This window comes from Arthrobacter sp. KBS0703 (genome assembly GCF_002008315.2).
Lineage (GTDB): Bacteria > Actinomycetota > Actinomycetes > Actinomycetales > Micrococcaceae > Arthrobacter.
Genome location: NZ_MVDG02000001.1, coordinates 580,072 through 592,435, shown reverse-complemented (window position 1 = coordinate 592,435; position 12,364 = coordinate 580,072). Strand labels below are relative to the sequence as shown.

The window sequence follows — 12,364 nt, the reverse complement described above, 5'->3', positions numbered from 1 at the left end:
CGTTAGCCTCAGTGGTCGTCAGACCTTTCAAAGTGTGGCGTGGAAGGCGTCCATGCTTCGCGCACCAGGCCTGCAGCTCAGCAAGGCGGGGCATCGGGTCTTTCGGGTCACTTTCAGCGCACCCGGGATACCCCGCAGAGCTTTCGTTTCTTTCGGCGACAGGGTGCCCTTGCGGTAGTGGCGCCAGATGATCCGGAGGGCCTGGTAATCGGTGGCATCGGCCGGGTCTGTGTGGCCGGGGAGGCGCCCGTGCCTTTCGAAGAACGCAATGACCCTCCGGACGTGGCCGCTCAGACCATCCTTTGCGGTGACAATGGCAGCCTTCCCGGGGGTTTGCAGCCACGTCTTTTCAACTTCGAGCAGCTTCGGGGCCTGGTCAGGAGCGATCGTGCCCTTGTCTCTCTTCTGCCGCTGAGTAATGAACCAGGCGGCCAGGGCGCGTTCCACCGGGTCAACCGAATTCTGCCGAGGACGCTTGCCGTTGGCTTCCATGAAGGCAGCAAAGGCCGCATGGCGGTTGTCGAAGAATTCTGCCCGGCGCGCAGCTGCTGGTGTGAGAGGGGCTGGTGTTTGGGTCACGTTCGGCTATGTGTGCGGAAATGCAGGCCACCGTCTCCGCCCACCGCAGAAAGGGTCTCCGGACTGGTCGCCGACGGTGGCCGGCGGCCAGGTCTGCGCTACGGAATGAGCCGCTTGTCGGTTTCGCGGAAGACCTCCCGCAGGTCCGATCCAGCGCCGAGTCAGGACCGGGAGGTCCGCTCGGTGATCATCCGGTCCACTTCGTCGTCGGGCGGACATTCCTGGTTGTCGATGGGGCACGTGCGGGACCCCATTACGGCGCCCATCTTCAGCGCGGTCTCCACGCACATAGTGCAGATGTTCTCTGATTCGTACATGAGGGTCGGTTCTTCCTCGACGTACCCGCAAATGGCGCGTCGCCAGTCCAGGTCTCGGCAACAGACCATGTGGGCGAACTCCTCCGGGTTCTCGCTCAACTTGTACTTGGCCTCCCACGCCGGCACCCGGACCTGCTCAAGTGAGCCGGCGTGCTCGATCGTCTCAAGATCCCCGGTTGTTGCCTCAGTCATTGCTCCCCCGTGCTCGCTGCTTTAGAGAGGAGAATACGCGCACTCAGGCTCTCGTAGCCGCACACAGAAAGGAAAAGCCGCTGAAAGGAACACGATGGGCCATTGGGATACCCAGCACGGGGAGATCATCCTCCCCTCCGCCGAATTCGCCGCAGTCCGCCAGGCCGTGCAGAAAGCCACGCACGAGCACCAGACCAAAGTCTTCGACGAGACCCAGGCATTCTGGAAGGGCCTGACCCGCAAAGAGCAGACCGACCCGGCCGCCTACACGGCGGCCCTCCGGAGGTACACGGACGCCAAGCACAAGGAGCTGTACGCCTACCAGGACCGGTCGTCATGGAACCGCCCCGCGAAGCCGCCATTCGCGGAAGAGTTCATCGACGACGTCGAGTGGCGCCTCGGACTCCCCCGCAGCGGCAAGCCAGCACGGGTCCTCAAGTCAGACCTGCCGTTCCCGACCAACAGGACCACCAGCTTCCCGGCTGGTGAAGGATCCGTCAGTTTCGATAAAGAAAGCAGCACCGTCAGGTGGAGCACCAGCGAGAATCGCGGCGCCACGGAGCGGGCCCACGCTTCGGTGGCCGGCAGCGCCTTCTTCGACCGGCTCCAGCGCGTGAAATGGACCCGTCACACCGGCGGGGTCATCATGGGCAATAACGAATACGCCGCCGACGAAGGCCAGGGCCCGTCCTGCCACGTCGCCTACGGGCCGATCGGCGCCGCCACGGAGCCGTCCCGCTGCCAGGAGTACACCGACTCGAAAGGCAACCGCGTCACCCGCGGCGATCTCACCAGGATTCAGCAGGAACTGTGGGATGCCCAACGCAAGCTCCAGAGCCGGATGGCGAAGGCTGTGGGAGGGGCCGGCCGGGGCAAGACGACCGCCGCCTCCAACCGTGGCAGCTTCGCGTCCTACCAGCACGCGGAGCCGACTTTCCGGCTGTAAGCGGGCACAAGAAAGCCCCGGACCGAATCGGTCCGGGGCTTCGTCATCTGCTAGCGCTCGATGCTGACGCTGAGATCCAGGTGGATGCCATCCGTGGCGAGGCGGTCCTCAAGGTAGCGGGTGAGATGCGCGTCGGTCGCTGTATGCGCGCCTGTGGGGACGGCGCCGCGGAAGAGGGCCTGAGTGCTGGTGGACCTGAGCATATCTACCGGGGCAAACCGAAGGTGGCCGGCGGAGATCCGCTGGATGTCCGTGCGGAAGGTGCGCTGGTGGTCCTTACGTGCCGAGGCACGCATGGTGAACGGGATAAAAGCTGTGGGCAAGGGGTCCTTTCACGGGGCAGCCAACGGACGGCCGCCCACTATGAACAAGAGTCTTTTGGCACTTGGTATTCCCTGAACGGCGCCGCTGAGTCGAGCATCACGGGCGCCCACCGGCCTCCTACGCCTCAAAGCCCTTGCGGCTGAGAACTACTCGTTGATACTCGCCGTTCCGCCCGGATTCTAGGCTCACACTCTCGATCTCCCAGCCGAGTGCGATGGCCTCGGCGTGCAGCTCGGCCAGCACAGCGTGGTCAGCTCCCTGGATGGCCGCGGCGTTGTACTCGTGGACGCCTTCAAGGTTGGTTGTGAGAACCTCGCCCGGTCCGAAGGGGCTGAACTTGTCCTTCAGGTAGATCGTTCCGGCCTGAGGCCCGATGAACAGTGAGTCGCCCCAGGGGAACGTCGACACGGGCTCGAACTCGGAGGGTTCCATGCCCTCAAAGAGGGGTTCCAGGGCTTTCCGCCAGTCGTCCTTGGGTATGTCCCGCAGGTCGAGGGGCCGGACGTATCGCGGGAACTCAGACTTCATTACCCGGCCCAGGTAGCGTCCGTTGTCCACGACTGCCAGGTCCAGCACCTCACCGTCGTCAAGCGTCCATCGGACGGTGTGGACGCCGAACTTGTACTCGTCTTCCCGGATCGCTCCGAGCCGAGACTTCTTACGGGGCGCGGCGGGCTTGCCTTTCACGGTCCGCACCACCCCTGGCCTGCCGGCGACGGCGTCCCCGATGGCTTCGACCAGAGCGGGAACGGCCGCTACGGTGAGCGTGCCGGAGTCCGAGACGACATCCCACTCCCCGATAGCTTCCAAGCTTCCAAGCCGCAGTCTCACAACCCGCCAGCCGGCGGCCGCGAGCAGTGCGTTGCGGACCTTGTCCTGGTCGACCCTGTCGGCATGAATGTTGGCCGGGTCGATCTCGATACAGACCTTGGCGTCCAGGATTAGGAAATCCGGGGTGAGGACGGGATACCTGTTCCGGGCCTCATCGAACCCGCACTGGATCCCGAGCCGCTCGTCATGGAGCTGTACCCCTGCGGCCGTCAGCCTGGCCCGGACCTGTTCCTCAAGCTTCGAGGTCTCAGCGCTGCCCGGAAGCAGGGTCCCGATTGGATGCGAAGGCTCGGGCGGCGTCCACCGCGGCTTGGTGACGATCTTAGGCACTGGTCCCCCAATTGATAGTGGTGTCGGCATCAGATTACATCTGAGCGGAGCAGTGTTCAGACCGTGACAGATGCAGCCCCGGCCTTGAGCTTCGAGAGCGTTTGGATCATCTCCCCGTGAACCCAGCCGTTGCTGGCCGCGAGGTTGACCGTGCCCGCGTTCCTTGGGTGAATATCGACACCCTTCCAGTCGGTGATGATGCCTCCGGCTTCGTTGAGGATGAGCAAAGCTGCCGCGACGTCTGCTGGGTTCACGCTCGCTTCGAAGTGGCCTTGCGTGGCGCCGCGCGCGACGTCCACCAGATCGAGCGAGCTGCATCCGCTCAGTAGCAGTGCCCCCGCCTTGGGCCGCATCCTGGCGGCGGGCCTGAACGCAGCAGCGGAGAGGTCATCAGCGGGAAGACCGAAGCTGAGCGCGGACGAACCCAGTGCGTCCGCAGACGAGGGATGAACCTTCCTCGGTTCCTCCCGCTCGCCCTGCTGCCAGGCGCCCAGGCCTGCAGCGGCCATGTACCGGCGCTCGGAGAACACCGGGGCGACTGCGCTAATGAAGGGCCGGCGGAGGGTGATCAGGGTGTAGCTGACGGCGGCGTGCTCGAAGCCGGCCAGGAGGTTCTGCCACCCGTCCTGCAGGTTGATGACCCATGCCGGCTCGTCGTCCAACCAGGGTTGCCGGTCGGTTGAGACGTATACGGGTGCCCTATAGAGGTGCTTCAGGTATCCCTCGGCATGGTTCTTCACTGCGCGCAGCATCTCGCCCATGTACTCCGAGACGGGCAGGCGGTCGGTTGGTGCCTTGGTGGCGGACAAGTCACGGAGATGGTGCGCGGATGACGCTGCCGCGTGGTCGGCCGTTGCCAACATCAGCTTGCGCCGGTCGGCCGGGTCGTCCAGATCGGGCTCATAGGTCATTCGTGGCTCCCGGGTTTAGCTGGTAGAAGGCAAGGTTACCGCTGCGCCGCCTCAGTTCGCCTGCTGTCGCGTCCCACTCACAAACATGGGGTGTGAGTGGCCGGGCTCCGTGGTGTGCTCGTACCGTGCCCATCCCAGGGAGCCCCAGAACTTCTCGGCGCCCGCGGAGAACGCCTCCAGCGGCGTGCCCTCGTAGCGGTCGGCGATCAGTTGGAGGGCATCGGTTCCGAGGGCGCGGCGGCGGTGGTCCTCGGAGACCTCGAAGGAGTGGATGACCGCATACGGCCCCGGGCGCGCGGGTCGTTCGTACTCGGGGTTGAGGATCTCCTGGATTTCGATCTCCACCCGGACGACCTCGTGCTGGCCGTGAAGAAGGCGTAGAAGTGCCTGCGAGGAATTCAACGACTACTGCAGCGACCATCTCCCGCTTCTCGCACTCGTGCCGCTCGAATCCGGCGAAGGCGAAGCCCGTTCCAGGTTGGGAACCGCAGCCGCGTTAGTTAGGAAGCTCCGGCCAGCTTCATATCCTCCATCTGCTGGAAGGTCAGTCCGGAAGCATTCTTCCAGGTCACACGGCCGTTGACGCTGGCACCGATCATGACTGCGGCTGCCGTGCTGGGACTACCGAACAGGTGATCTCTCAGGAGCGTGTAGGTGCCGTCCTGGATGGCGGCGGTCCCTTGATCGAGCAGCCGCTGACGGTAGTTGAGGATGGAGGTTGCTGCGGACGGGGCGGCTGCCGAACGCCCGAAGGAACCCGCCAGGACCACGATCCCCTCAGACGTCGAGTACCCGCGGAGCTCGGCACCCCGGACCTTGACAAAGATCATCTCCGGGCCGTCGTCCTGTCCCAGTCCCTTGGGCTGCACCAGTGGCTCCATCAGCGGGTAGCCGAGCGTAGTGATCAGGACAGAGATAGTCTCAAGGTACTCTTGGCAGTCAGCTTCCAGCGGCGCCGGCGTATGAGGGTTGGAGGCATCGTTGCCGTTCTCCAGCTCGTACCGTCCGGACACGGTAGCCCTGCGGATCGCCTGCCACTCCATGTAGCTGACGTGGGTGCTGGTCCAGGAGTTGGTGAGGGAAACTGCGACCAGGGCCTTGTCCCAAAACTCCTTCTTCCCCTCGTGGTCTTTGATCCGATCACCTACGTTGCCCGACTGGCCCACGTAAGCGCGGGCACGGCCTTCTGGCGTGGAGCCGAACAGGAAGTAGACACCGACCTGCTTGGACTCGGGCATGGAGCGGAAGTCGCTCAGCAGCGTCCTGGGCACTTCGAAGAGGCGGACGGTCCGTGTAGTGATCTCCGCCATCCGGATGCCGGCGGGATCGCCCTGGGGGAGGTAAATCTGAATCGTCTGCGGTATGCCCATACAGAACAACATGCGTAGGAAGCTCCGCGAATGCAATGTGTGACCAGCTTCTGGAGGCGGACCGCGGTAGATTCGAAGGGAGAACTACCAGGAGCGAGCGATGGGCTACACCCACTACTTCCCCGGTCTGATGGCAACCGCCGAGGTGATCGATGATGCGCGGAAGATCATCGACAACACCTCTGTGACGGTCTGCGGCCCGAAAGGCCAGGGCCTGCCCATTCTGGACGAGACAGAGGGGATCCGCCTGAATGGGTCCCGGGCCGCGGGCGAGGCTTACGAGACGTTCCACCTGCGCGGCACCAAGGAGCCGCACTACCCGGACATGTGGACCTTCTGCAAGACGGAGCAGAAGCCCTACGACGAGGTCGTCACCGCCATTCTCATTGCCGCGGCTGTACGCCTGGATGGACCGCTCCGGAGCGACGGGCGATGGGACAACTGGGCCGCCGGCGTGGAGCTGTTCGAGAGGGCAGTGCGCCCGCTGACCGAAGACGAGAAGATCGCCCTGGAGCTCGACGTCGAGGCGATGCGCCCGCAGCATCTGGCGGAGGATTGACATGACTGCGGACAAGGCTCAGTCCACTATGCGGCGCAGCGAGTCTACGTCTTTCTGGGACCATCCCAATGGATAGGCGGGTTTCCCGTCCTCGGCTCCGCTAAAGTCCATACCCCAGAAGTCTTCGAGAAGTCGGAGGCAATAATCTGCCCCACGACCTACCGGGTCTATCTGAGCAGCAGCGAAGCAGTTCTCGGGGTCGCCCGATCTTGTTGGGCCATCTATCCACCTCGAAGCCACCGCATGATTGAACTTTCCCCCGTTACTCATGTCGATAACGGCCTCGAGTTCAAAGGTTTCCAATGGCGGTTCGTTTTCGGTGGGAGGAAAGTACGAACAGGTCATTAGATACCGAGCGCGGTTCCACCGGAACTCCCAGTCAGATAGGGCTCGGAGCCATTGGGCGGCCGTCAACTGGCGTAGCCGGTCCAGATCCCCTAATTCGTCGTGGAGCTCAATTAGCTCATGCACGCCTGCGTCCACGGCCGCTCTAGACACCCGGACGTTTCCGCGAACAGTCTTCAAAACTAGCTCGGCCCACCCGGCCTCGATGGATTCCTCTGAAGCAGGATAGCCCCACCGGCTGTCCCGTTTTTCATAGAATTGTGCATATAGACCGGTAATGAGCGCCAAGGTCCTGTCGTCGTTTCCCAAGTCGGCAGCGTGCTCCAGACTGGTTGCGAGAGTGTCGGCGGTACGCCGGACAGTCTCTAATCTCGCTAACGCCGGAGCGGCCTTCGCTCGGAGTTGATTCAATCCAGTGTCTTGGGCGCTACTCGCACTTTTACGGTTGGCGACAAGCTCTCGCGCTGCGTCATTCCTTGCACGTACATCCCCATAGATGTCGTACTGAAAAAGACAGACTCCGGCTCGCGCTGCGAACTCTTCCGCCTGCCGGGTGTATCCAGACAACGAAAAGAACAAAACCGCTTCATTACCGTGCCCGGCGCCCAAGGCGGCCTGGACAACAGGTGCACCGACCGGCACGCTCACGTGCTTGACCTGAGCCACCGCGCTGTCAGCAACGACGTCGATGCCCCTGTCGTTGCCCGAACCGGTGACCCTGGCCGCGCTCATGCCAAGGTCCTCGCGCATGTACCAGGCAGCCAGTTCCTCAGCTTCGAGCCAGTCAGCAAGCAGGATCTCGTGATCATGCCGGGACGAGCGGAACTTAGCCATGCCCAAACCCTATCGAATGGCCTTGCGTTAGTCCGCAGGCCTACTGTAAGTGCGGTCGGTCAGTCAGGCGTCCCGGCGCTTCACAGTCACCAGCGCTCCGGCCAGTGCCGCGGCGGCCCAGGCGGACACGACAAGCCCTCCCTGGGTCTGTGTCAACGCATCCGGCAGGGTCTTGATGGCAACCATCTCGATGCCTGCAGAGGAGGGCAGATAGCGGCTGATGTCCATGAAGAGTTCGTTCTGCCCCGACAGGATCGCGAGCACGATCGGCGCGACGATCAGAATTCCCAGGGTGGTCATGATGCCGCCCGCGCTGTTTCGCAGGAGGGTGCCGATGCCCAGTCCCAGGATGGCGATCAGTGCAAGGTACGCGCCGGTGCTGAGGATGCTCGGAATGACGCCGTCCGCGGTGATGGAGTAGTTCAGTCCTTTGGGCTCCAGCATGGGCTGGGCCACCGCATAGGAGATGACGGCCGCGGCGGCGCCCACAGCGAAGGACATCCCGGCGATGACGATTGTCTTGGCCACGAGTGCGGTGAGCCGGCGGGGGACGGCGGTAAGGGTGGTGGAGATCATCCGGGTGCCGTATTCGGAGCCGATCTGCATGACGGACAGGGAAGCGATGAGGAACTGGGCAATGGCGATCCCGGAGGCCGGAATGCCGCGCGCCTGCACCCCAAGCTCCTCGCCCATGACTTCTGGTCCTGGGGCGCCGGACGGACCGCCGACGTCAAGGAGCCCGTCAGCCATGGCCAGGACGGCAAAGGCGCTGAGCACGCCGATGCCGACCATGCCCAGCAGGGTGATCGTGAGGATGACGTAGCTGGAGCGCAGCGAGGTCAGCTTGAGCCATTCGGCGTAGACGGCCCGCAGGAAGTTTAGTCCGGTGGCCTCCTCCCGGGGATGCGGGGCAGCTGCCCGGCGGCGGCCGGTGGGTGCGGTGGTCGTGCTCATCGGGTTCCCCCTCCTGCCCCGGCCAGTACGGCGGAGCGGTATTCAACGTCGTCTCGGGTCAGTTCCATGTACGCCTCTTCGAGCGTTGCCCGGACCGGGACCAGCTCGTAGATCAGTGCCTCCTGCTCGCGGGCAATCCAGGCGATCCGCCGCGGCTCGGCGCCGGTGACTTCCAGGTGGCCGGGCTCGATCTCGCGGAAGGAGATCCCTTCGGCTGCGAGGCCAGCCTGAAGAAGGTCGGCACGGTCGCTGCGGACCAGGGTCCTGTCCTGGCCGTGGGCGAGGATCTCGGCCACGGGTGCGTCGGCGATGATCCGGCCGCGGCCGATGACGATGAGGTGGTCCGCGGTCTGGGACATCTCGCTCATCAGGTGCGAGGAGAGGAAGACAGCCCGGCCTTCTGAGGCAAGGTGCCGGGCCAGGTTGCGGACCCACTGAACGCCCTCAGGGTCCAGACCGTTCACCGGCTCGTCGAAAATAACGGTCTTCGGGTCGCCGAGGAGAGCCGCGGCAATACCGAGGCGCTGGCCCATGCCCAGGGAGAACCCCTTGACGCGTTTGCGGGCGACATCGGAGATGCCGGTCATCGACATGACTTCCTGCACGCGGCTGCGGCGGATGCCATGCGTGGCTGCCAGGACGGACAGGTGCTTGGCGGCGCTGCGGGCCGGGTGGACTGCTTTCGCATCCAGCAGGGCGCCGACTTCGCGCAGGGGCGCCCGATGCTGGGCGTAGGGGCGGCCGTTGACCAGGACCTGGCCGGCGGTGGGCCGGTCCAGTCCCAGGATCATGCGCATGGTGGTGGATTTTCCGGCGCCGTTGGGCCCCAGGAATCCGGTGACCTGGCCTGGTTGGACGGTGAAGGTGATGTCGTCGACGGCGATGCGTTTTCCGTACCGCTTGGTCAGGCCGTGAGCCTCGATCATGGTGCAGCTTTCTTTCGGGGGCGGGCGGACGTCATCGGTCCATGTGTGCGGAGTCGGACACAGCACTCCCCGCCCCCACACCCAGTAAACATGCGTAGCCGCAGGTCAGCTCCTTGTTACGCAGACGGTCAGATGTCTTGACGGCGTGAGGGAAGGTGTTGCCGGAGATTGTCAGAGCCTTGAAGAGGGCATATCCATAGGCATGGAGATAAGCCGGATCGTAGACTTTCCTCACTCCCTTGAGCCGCCAAGGGGACAGCTGCATCAACAGTGGGGACGGGCCGATGGACTTTCAGACACCGACCAGGATCGAACCGGTGCCGTTCGAGGGCTTGCGGCCGGCCGGATCCCCACCCGTGACTGTTGCCCCGCTGCCGCCGTCGGGAATGACCGAGCCGCTCGCCCCGCGGCCTGCCTCTCCTCCGCCGCCGGCTCCTAGTCCGGGGCCTCCGCCCGCTACGGGACCCGAAGCACAGCCGCCTGCGAAGAAGAAGAAAAGGAGGAAGCTGCGGTGGTTGTGGCGGACCCTCGCCGTCCTGCTCGCCCCCGTACTTGTCCTTCAGATTCTGGCGTTCGCCATCGCTGCCGGTTTCACTCCCTCGCGGACCGCCTACATGCTCCAGTCCCGGCATGGCGTCATCTACGAGTACGTCGGTTTGGACCACATCAGCCGTTTCATGGTGGCCGCCACCATCGCCCACGAAGACCAGCAGCTCGGCTCCCGTGCCGGCGCCTTCGACTGGGAAGACCTCATGGCCCGCGCGGAGGCGTACCGGCGGGGAGAGCCTGACCCGAGCGGGTCCACCATCCCGCAGCAGCTGCTCAAAAACATGTTCCTGTGGGAGGAGAGGGAGAATCCGACCGCGATCCGTAAGGCACTGGAGGCTGGCCTCTCCACCCAGTACAGCTACACCCTCTCTGACCAGCGGATGCTCGAGCTGTACCTGAACTACGCGCAGTTCGGCCCCGGCCTGTACGGCATCTGCGCCGCCAGCTGGTACTACTTCGACACGCCTCCGTGGGCCATGTATGAGTACAACGCCTGGCAGCTTCAGGGAGTGCTGCCCCTGCCGGACCTGGTGCGGCGCGCCCCGCACGGAGGCATCGACCTCGGCCCGGACGCCCACCCGGCGGTGAAGAACCTGGTGAACGGTGCCGCCAACGTCTGGCTTGCCCGGCAGCTCGAAGGCATGGGCGGAATGAAGGCCGCCATCGCGACCGTGGGCATCACGGATATGGCCTCTGACCACGCGGCCCAGCGCGGCAAGGACTCCTGCTCCACGATGCCCCAAAGCGTCCGGGATAGGCTGGACGCGGAAGCGATAAATCCGCCGGCGCCTGCGCCGGTCGACTGATAGGTGGGCGGGCAGGAGTCGTAGCCCCTCCGCACACATTCCCCCCATGACGACTACGACACGTCCCGAACCGACCGAAGCAGCTCCCGCCACAGGCTCCCCAAACCCACGCTTTGGCAGCCGCCTGATCGACCTCGGAATCACCGTAGCCTTCGTCGTGGCGATGGCTCTGGTCGGCGTTTGCGCCGTCCTGCCTGCCGTGACCGGAGGGACGGCCCTGACGGTCATGACCGGGTCAATGGCACCGAACCTGCCGCCTGGGCACATCCTGATCTATCACCCGGTCGACGCGGACACCCTCAAAGTCGGGGACGTCATCGCCTACCAGCCCGACGACAACATCACGGGTGGCATCCCGATCACGCACCGGGTCATCGACGTGAAATCAGCGGACGGCCATGCAACGGAAGTCATTGTCCAGGGTGACGCGAACCCGGCCCCTGACAAGCCGGTACGGCCGGAGCAGATCATCGGCAAGATGGACTACTACGTCCCCTTCGCCGGGGCGCTGCGGCTCCTGGCCTTCCACGCCGGGGTTGCATCACTCCCCAGCATTCTGGCCGTCGGGCTCGTCAGCTACGGGATCTTCCTGTTCGCCCGCGAACTCCTCCCCGGCCGCCGGACGGCGAAGAAGAAAGCAACTGCAGCCAGCGTCTAGCCTGCCCGGCACTATCTGCGCAAGTCTCCGGGTAGCAACTACCCGACAGAACAGAGACTTCCATGGCCGCGCCCACACTCCGTCCCGACATAACCGCCGCACGCGCCAGCGCCAGATTTTCCCTTGGAAGCGGGCGGGAGCTGCGCCAGCTGGAGTCCCTGCTCTCACCGGACGAAACGGTAGCCGCCATGGCCCAGTGCCGGTATCAGGGTTGCTTCGGGTTGGCGGTCATCACCGACACCCGGTTCCTGTTCCTCTGCCATGGCCTCATCTGGAGGGTCAACGAGGACATCGGACTGGACCGCATAGCTCTCGTGCAATGGCATACAGTCCTCGGCCTCGGCACGCTGACCTTGCACATCGGCGCCGTACCGCTGGAGTTCACCGGCCTGAGCCGCCCGGGCGGCGCGGCCGTGGTCCAGGGACTCCGCCGGCATGTGGCGGCAAAGGACCGGCTCGACCGGCAGGCCCGCGAAGGCATCCTCGCGTTGGCCGCCCCGGTCAGTGCCCGGTGGCTGAAGTGGTGGGAGGCGAGCATGCCGACGCTGTTCTTCATGGCATCTGCCTGGCGCCACTGCAGGTACTCCAGGACGCCGCCGGGGCCGTTGAGGTGGTGCGTGCGTCCGTCGAAGAAGGCGAGGTTCTCCACCTCGGGCCGGAGCCGGTTGAACTTCGCTGTGGCCAGGGCGGCTGACGTGGAGACGATCTTCTGGACCTGCCCGCCGAACCACTGCTGGGAGTTGCTGCCTGCCAGATCGGAGATGATCACGGAGATCTCGTCGCTTTGGGTGTAGGCGAAGTGCGCACCGTCGATGTTCTCGCACAGGAACAGGGCTGTGGCCTGCATGTCAGCGGTGAACTTCGCATCGAACGGGCGTTGCAGCCCCTTGGTGTACTTGGAGAAGCCCTTTGCCGTCCACACGGATGACGGCG

The 12,364-nt window shown here is 64.5% G+C and carries 15 protein-coding genes; 4 read left to right on the top strand and 11 right to left on the bottom strand.

The window, feature by feature from the left end; all coding sequences use genetic code 11:
- Positions 1–27 precede the first annotated feature (27 nt).
- Together B1A87_RS02835 and B1A87_RS02830 are read right to left on the bottom strand one after the other, a co-directional pair.
- Positions 28–492: a hypothetical protein gene (locus tag B1A87_RS02835; protein WP_078027133.1), complete on the bottom strand. Its 465-nt coding sequence runs from the start codon at positions 490–492 to the stop codon at positions 28–30.
- A gap of 248 nt (positions 493–740) precedes the next feature.
- Complete coding sequence (locus tag B1A87_RS02830; RefSeq protein ID WP_078027135.1) at positions 741–1,088, bottom strand: hypothetical protein; 348 nt, start codon at positions 1,086–1,088, stop codon at positions 741–743.
- A gap of 94 nt (positions 1,089–1,182) precedes the next feature.
- On the opposite strand from B1A87_RS02830, the gene B1A87_RS02825 reads away from it, so the two are divergent.
- Positions 1,183–2,034: a hypothetical protein gene (locus B1A87_RS02825; protein ID WP_078027136.1), complete on the top strand. Its 852-nt coding sequence runs from the start codon at positions 1,183–1,185 to the stop codon at positions 2,032–2,034.
- A gap of 50 nt (positions 2,035–2,084) precedes the next feature.
- Here the strand turns inward: B1A87_RS02825 and B1A87_RS02820 are convergent, their stop codons facing one another.
- From B1A87_RS02820 to B1A87_RS02800, 5 genes are all read right to left on the bottom strand, one after another.
- Positions 2,085–2,357, bottom strand: coding sequence for a hypothetical protein (locus tag B1A87_RS02820; protein ID WP_260680614.1), 273 nt, complete (start codon positions 2,355–2,357; stop codon positions 2,085–2,087).
- 118 nt (positions 2,358–2,475) lie between these two features.
- Entirely contained in the window at positions 2,476–3,519 is a 1,044-nt protein-coding gene (locus B1A87_RS02815; protein ID WP_078027139.1) for a DUF559 domain-containing protein, read from the bottom strand.
- A gap of 56 nt (positions 3,520–3,575) precedes the next feature.
- On the bottom strand, positions 3,576–4,430 hold the full coding sequence (locus B1A87_RS02810; RefSeq protein ID WP_078027141.1) for an inositol monophosphatase family protein: 855 nt from the start codon (positions 4,428–4,430) through the stop codon (positions 3,576–3,578).
- A gap of 51 nt (positions 4,431–4,481) precedes the next feature.
- Complete coding sequence (locus B1A87_RS02805) at positions 4,482–4,775, bottom strand: hypothetical protein (protein ID WP_185982217.1); 294 nt, start codon at positions 4,773–4,775, stop codon at positions 4,482–4,484.
- Positions 4,776–4,930: 155 nt separating this feature from the next.
- Complete coding sequence (locus B1A87_RS02800; RefSeq protein WP_078027142.1) at positions 4,931–5,800, bottom strand: GIY-YIG nuclease family protein; 870 nt, start codon at positions 5,798–5,800, stop codon at positions 4,931–4,933.
- A 100-nt stretch (positions 5,801–5,900) separates the two neighbouring features.
- Here B1A87_RS02800 and B1A87_RS02795 point away from each other — a divergent pair, with 100 nt between their 5' ends.
- Positions 5,901–6,359 carry a hypothetical protein gene (locus B1A87_RS02795; protein WP_078027143.1) on the top strand — a complete coding sequence of 153 codons (459 nt, stop codon included), beginning with the start codon at positions 5,901–5,903 and terminating at the stop codon, positions 6,357–6,359.
- 18 nt (positions 6,360–6,377) lie between these two features.
- On the opposite strand, the gene B1A87_RS02790 is transcribed toward B1A87_RS02795, so the two are convergent.
- The 3 genes from B1A87_RS02790 to B1A87_RS02780 form a co-directional block, all read right to left on the bottom strand.
- Entirely contained in the window at positions 6,378–7,538 is a 1,161-nt protein-coding gene (locus B1A87_RS02790) for a restriction endonuclease (RefSeq protein WP_078027144.1), read from the bottom strand.
- A 63-nt stretch (positions 7,539–7,601) separates the two neighbouring features.
- A complete protein-coding gene (locus tag B1A87_RS02785; RefSeq protein ID WP_078027145.1) occupies positions 7,602–8,492 on the bottom strand; it encodes an ABC transporter permease in 891 nt (296 codons plus the stop codon).
- Positions 8,489–9,418: an ABC transporter ATP-binding protein gene (locus B1A87_RS02780; protein ID WP_078027146.1), complete on the bottom strand. Its 930-nt coding sequence runs from the start codon at positions 9,416–9,418 to the stop codon at positions 8,489–8,491. Before B1A87_RS02780 ends, B1A87_RS02785 begins: the two co-directional genes overlap by 4 nt.
- Before the next feature lie 515 nt (positions 9,419–9,933).
- On the opposite strand from B1A87_RS02780, the gene B1A87_RS02775 reads away from it, so the two are divergent.
- Complete coding sequence (locus B1A87_RS02775; RefSeq protein ID WP_185982216.1) at positions 9,934–10,773, top strand: transglycosylase domain-containing protein; 840 nt, start codon at positions 9,934–9,936, stop codon at positions 10,771–10,773.
- 46 nt (positions 10,774–10,819) lie between these two features.
- Positions 10,820–11,431: a signal peptidase I gene (locus B1A87_RS02770; protein ID WP_078027148.1), complete on the top strand. Its 612-nt coding sequence runs from the start codon at positions 10,820–10,822 to the stop codon at positions 11,429–11,431.
- Positions 11,432–11,636: 205 nt separating this feature from the next.
- Here the strand turns inward: B1A87_RS02770 and B1A87_RS22795 are convergent, their stop codons facing one another.
- Entirely contained in the window at positions 11,637–12,353 is a 717-nt protein-coding gene (locus B1A87_RS22795) for a tRNA(His) guanylyltransferase Thg1 family protein (RefSeq protein ID WP_185982215.1), read from the bottom strand.
- Between the last annotated feature and the right edge of the window lie 11 nt (positions 12,354–12,364).

Bases quoted from the DNA above. Each gene is read 5' to 3' on its own strand.
- B1A87_RS02835 (WP_078027133.1), bottom strand. From the start codon at position 492: ATGGAAGCCAACGGCAAGCGTCCTCGGCAGAATTCGGTTGACCCGGTG.
- B1A87_RS02830 (WP_078027135.1), bottom strand. From the start codon at position 1,088: ATGACTGAGGCAACAACCGGGGATCTTGAGACGATCGAGCACGCCGGC.
- B1A87_RS02825 (WP_078027136.1), top strand. From the start codon at position 1,183: ATGGGCCATTGGGATACCCAGCACGGGGAGATCATCCTCCCCTCCGCC.
- B1A87_RS02810 (WP_078027141.1), bottom strand. From the start codon at position 4,430: ATGACCTATGAGCCCGATCTGGACGACCCGGCCGACCGGCGCAAGCTG.
- B1A87_RS02800 (WP_078027142.1), bottom strand. From the start codon at position 5,800: ATGGGCATACCGCAGACGATTCAGATTTACCTCCCCCAGGGCGATCCC.
- B1A87_RS02795 (WP_078027143.1), top strand. From the start codon at position 5,901: ATGGGCTACACCCACTACTTCCCCGGTCTGATGGCAACCGCCGAGGTG.
- B1A87_RS02790 (WP_078027144.1), bottom strand. From the start codon at position 7,538: ATGGCTAAGTTCCGCTCGTCCCGGCATGATCACGAGATCCTGCTTGCT.
- B1A87_RS02785 (WP_078027145.1), bottom strand. From the start codon at position 8,492: ATGAGCACGACCACCGCACCCACCGGCCGCCGCCGGGCAGCTGCCCCG.
- B1A87_RS02780 (WP_078027146.1), bottom strand. From the start codon at position 9,418: ATGATCGAGGCTCACGGCCTGACCAAGCGGTACGGAAAACGCATCGCC.
- B1A87_RS02770 (WP_078027148.1), top strand. From the start codon at position 10,820: ATGACGACTACGACACGTCCCGAACCGACCGAAGCAGCTCCCGCCACA.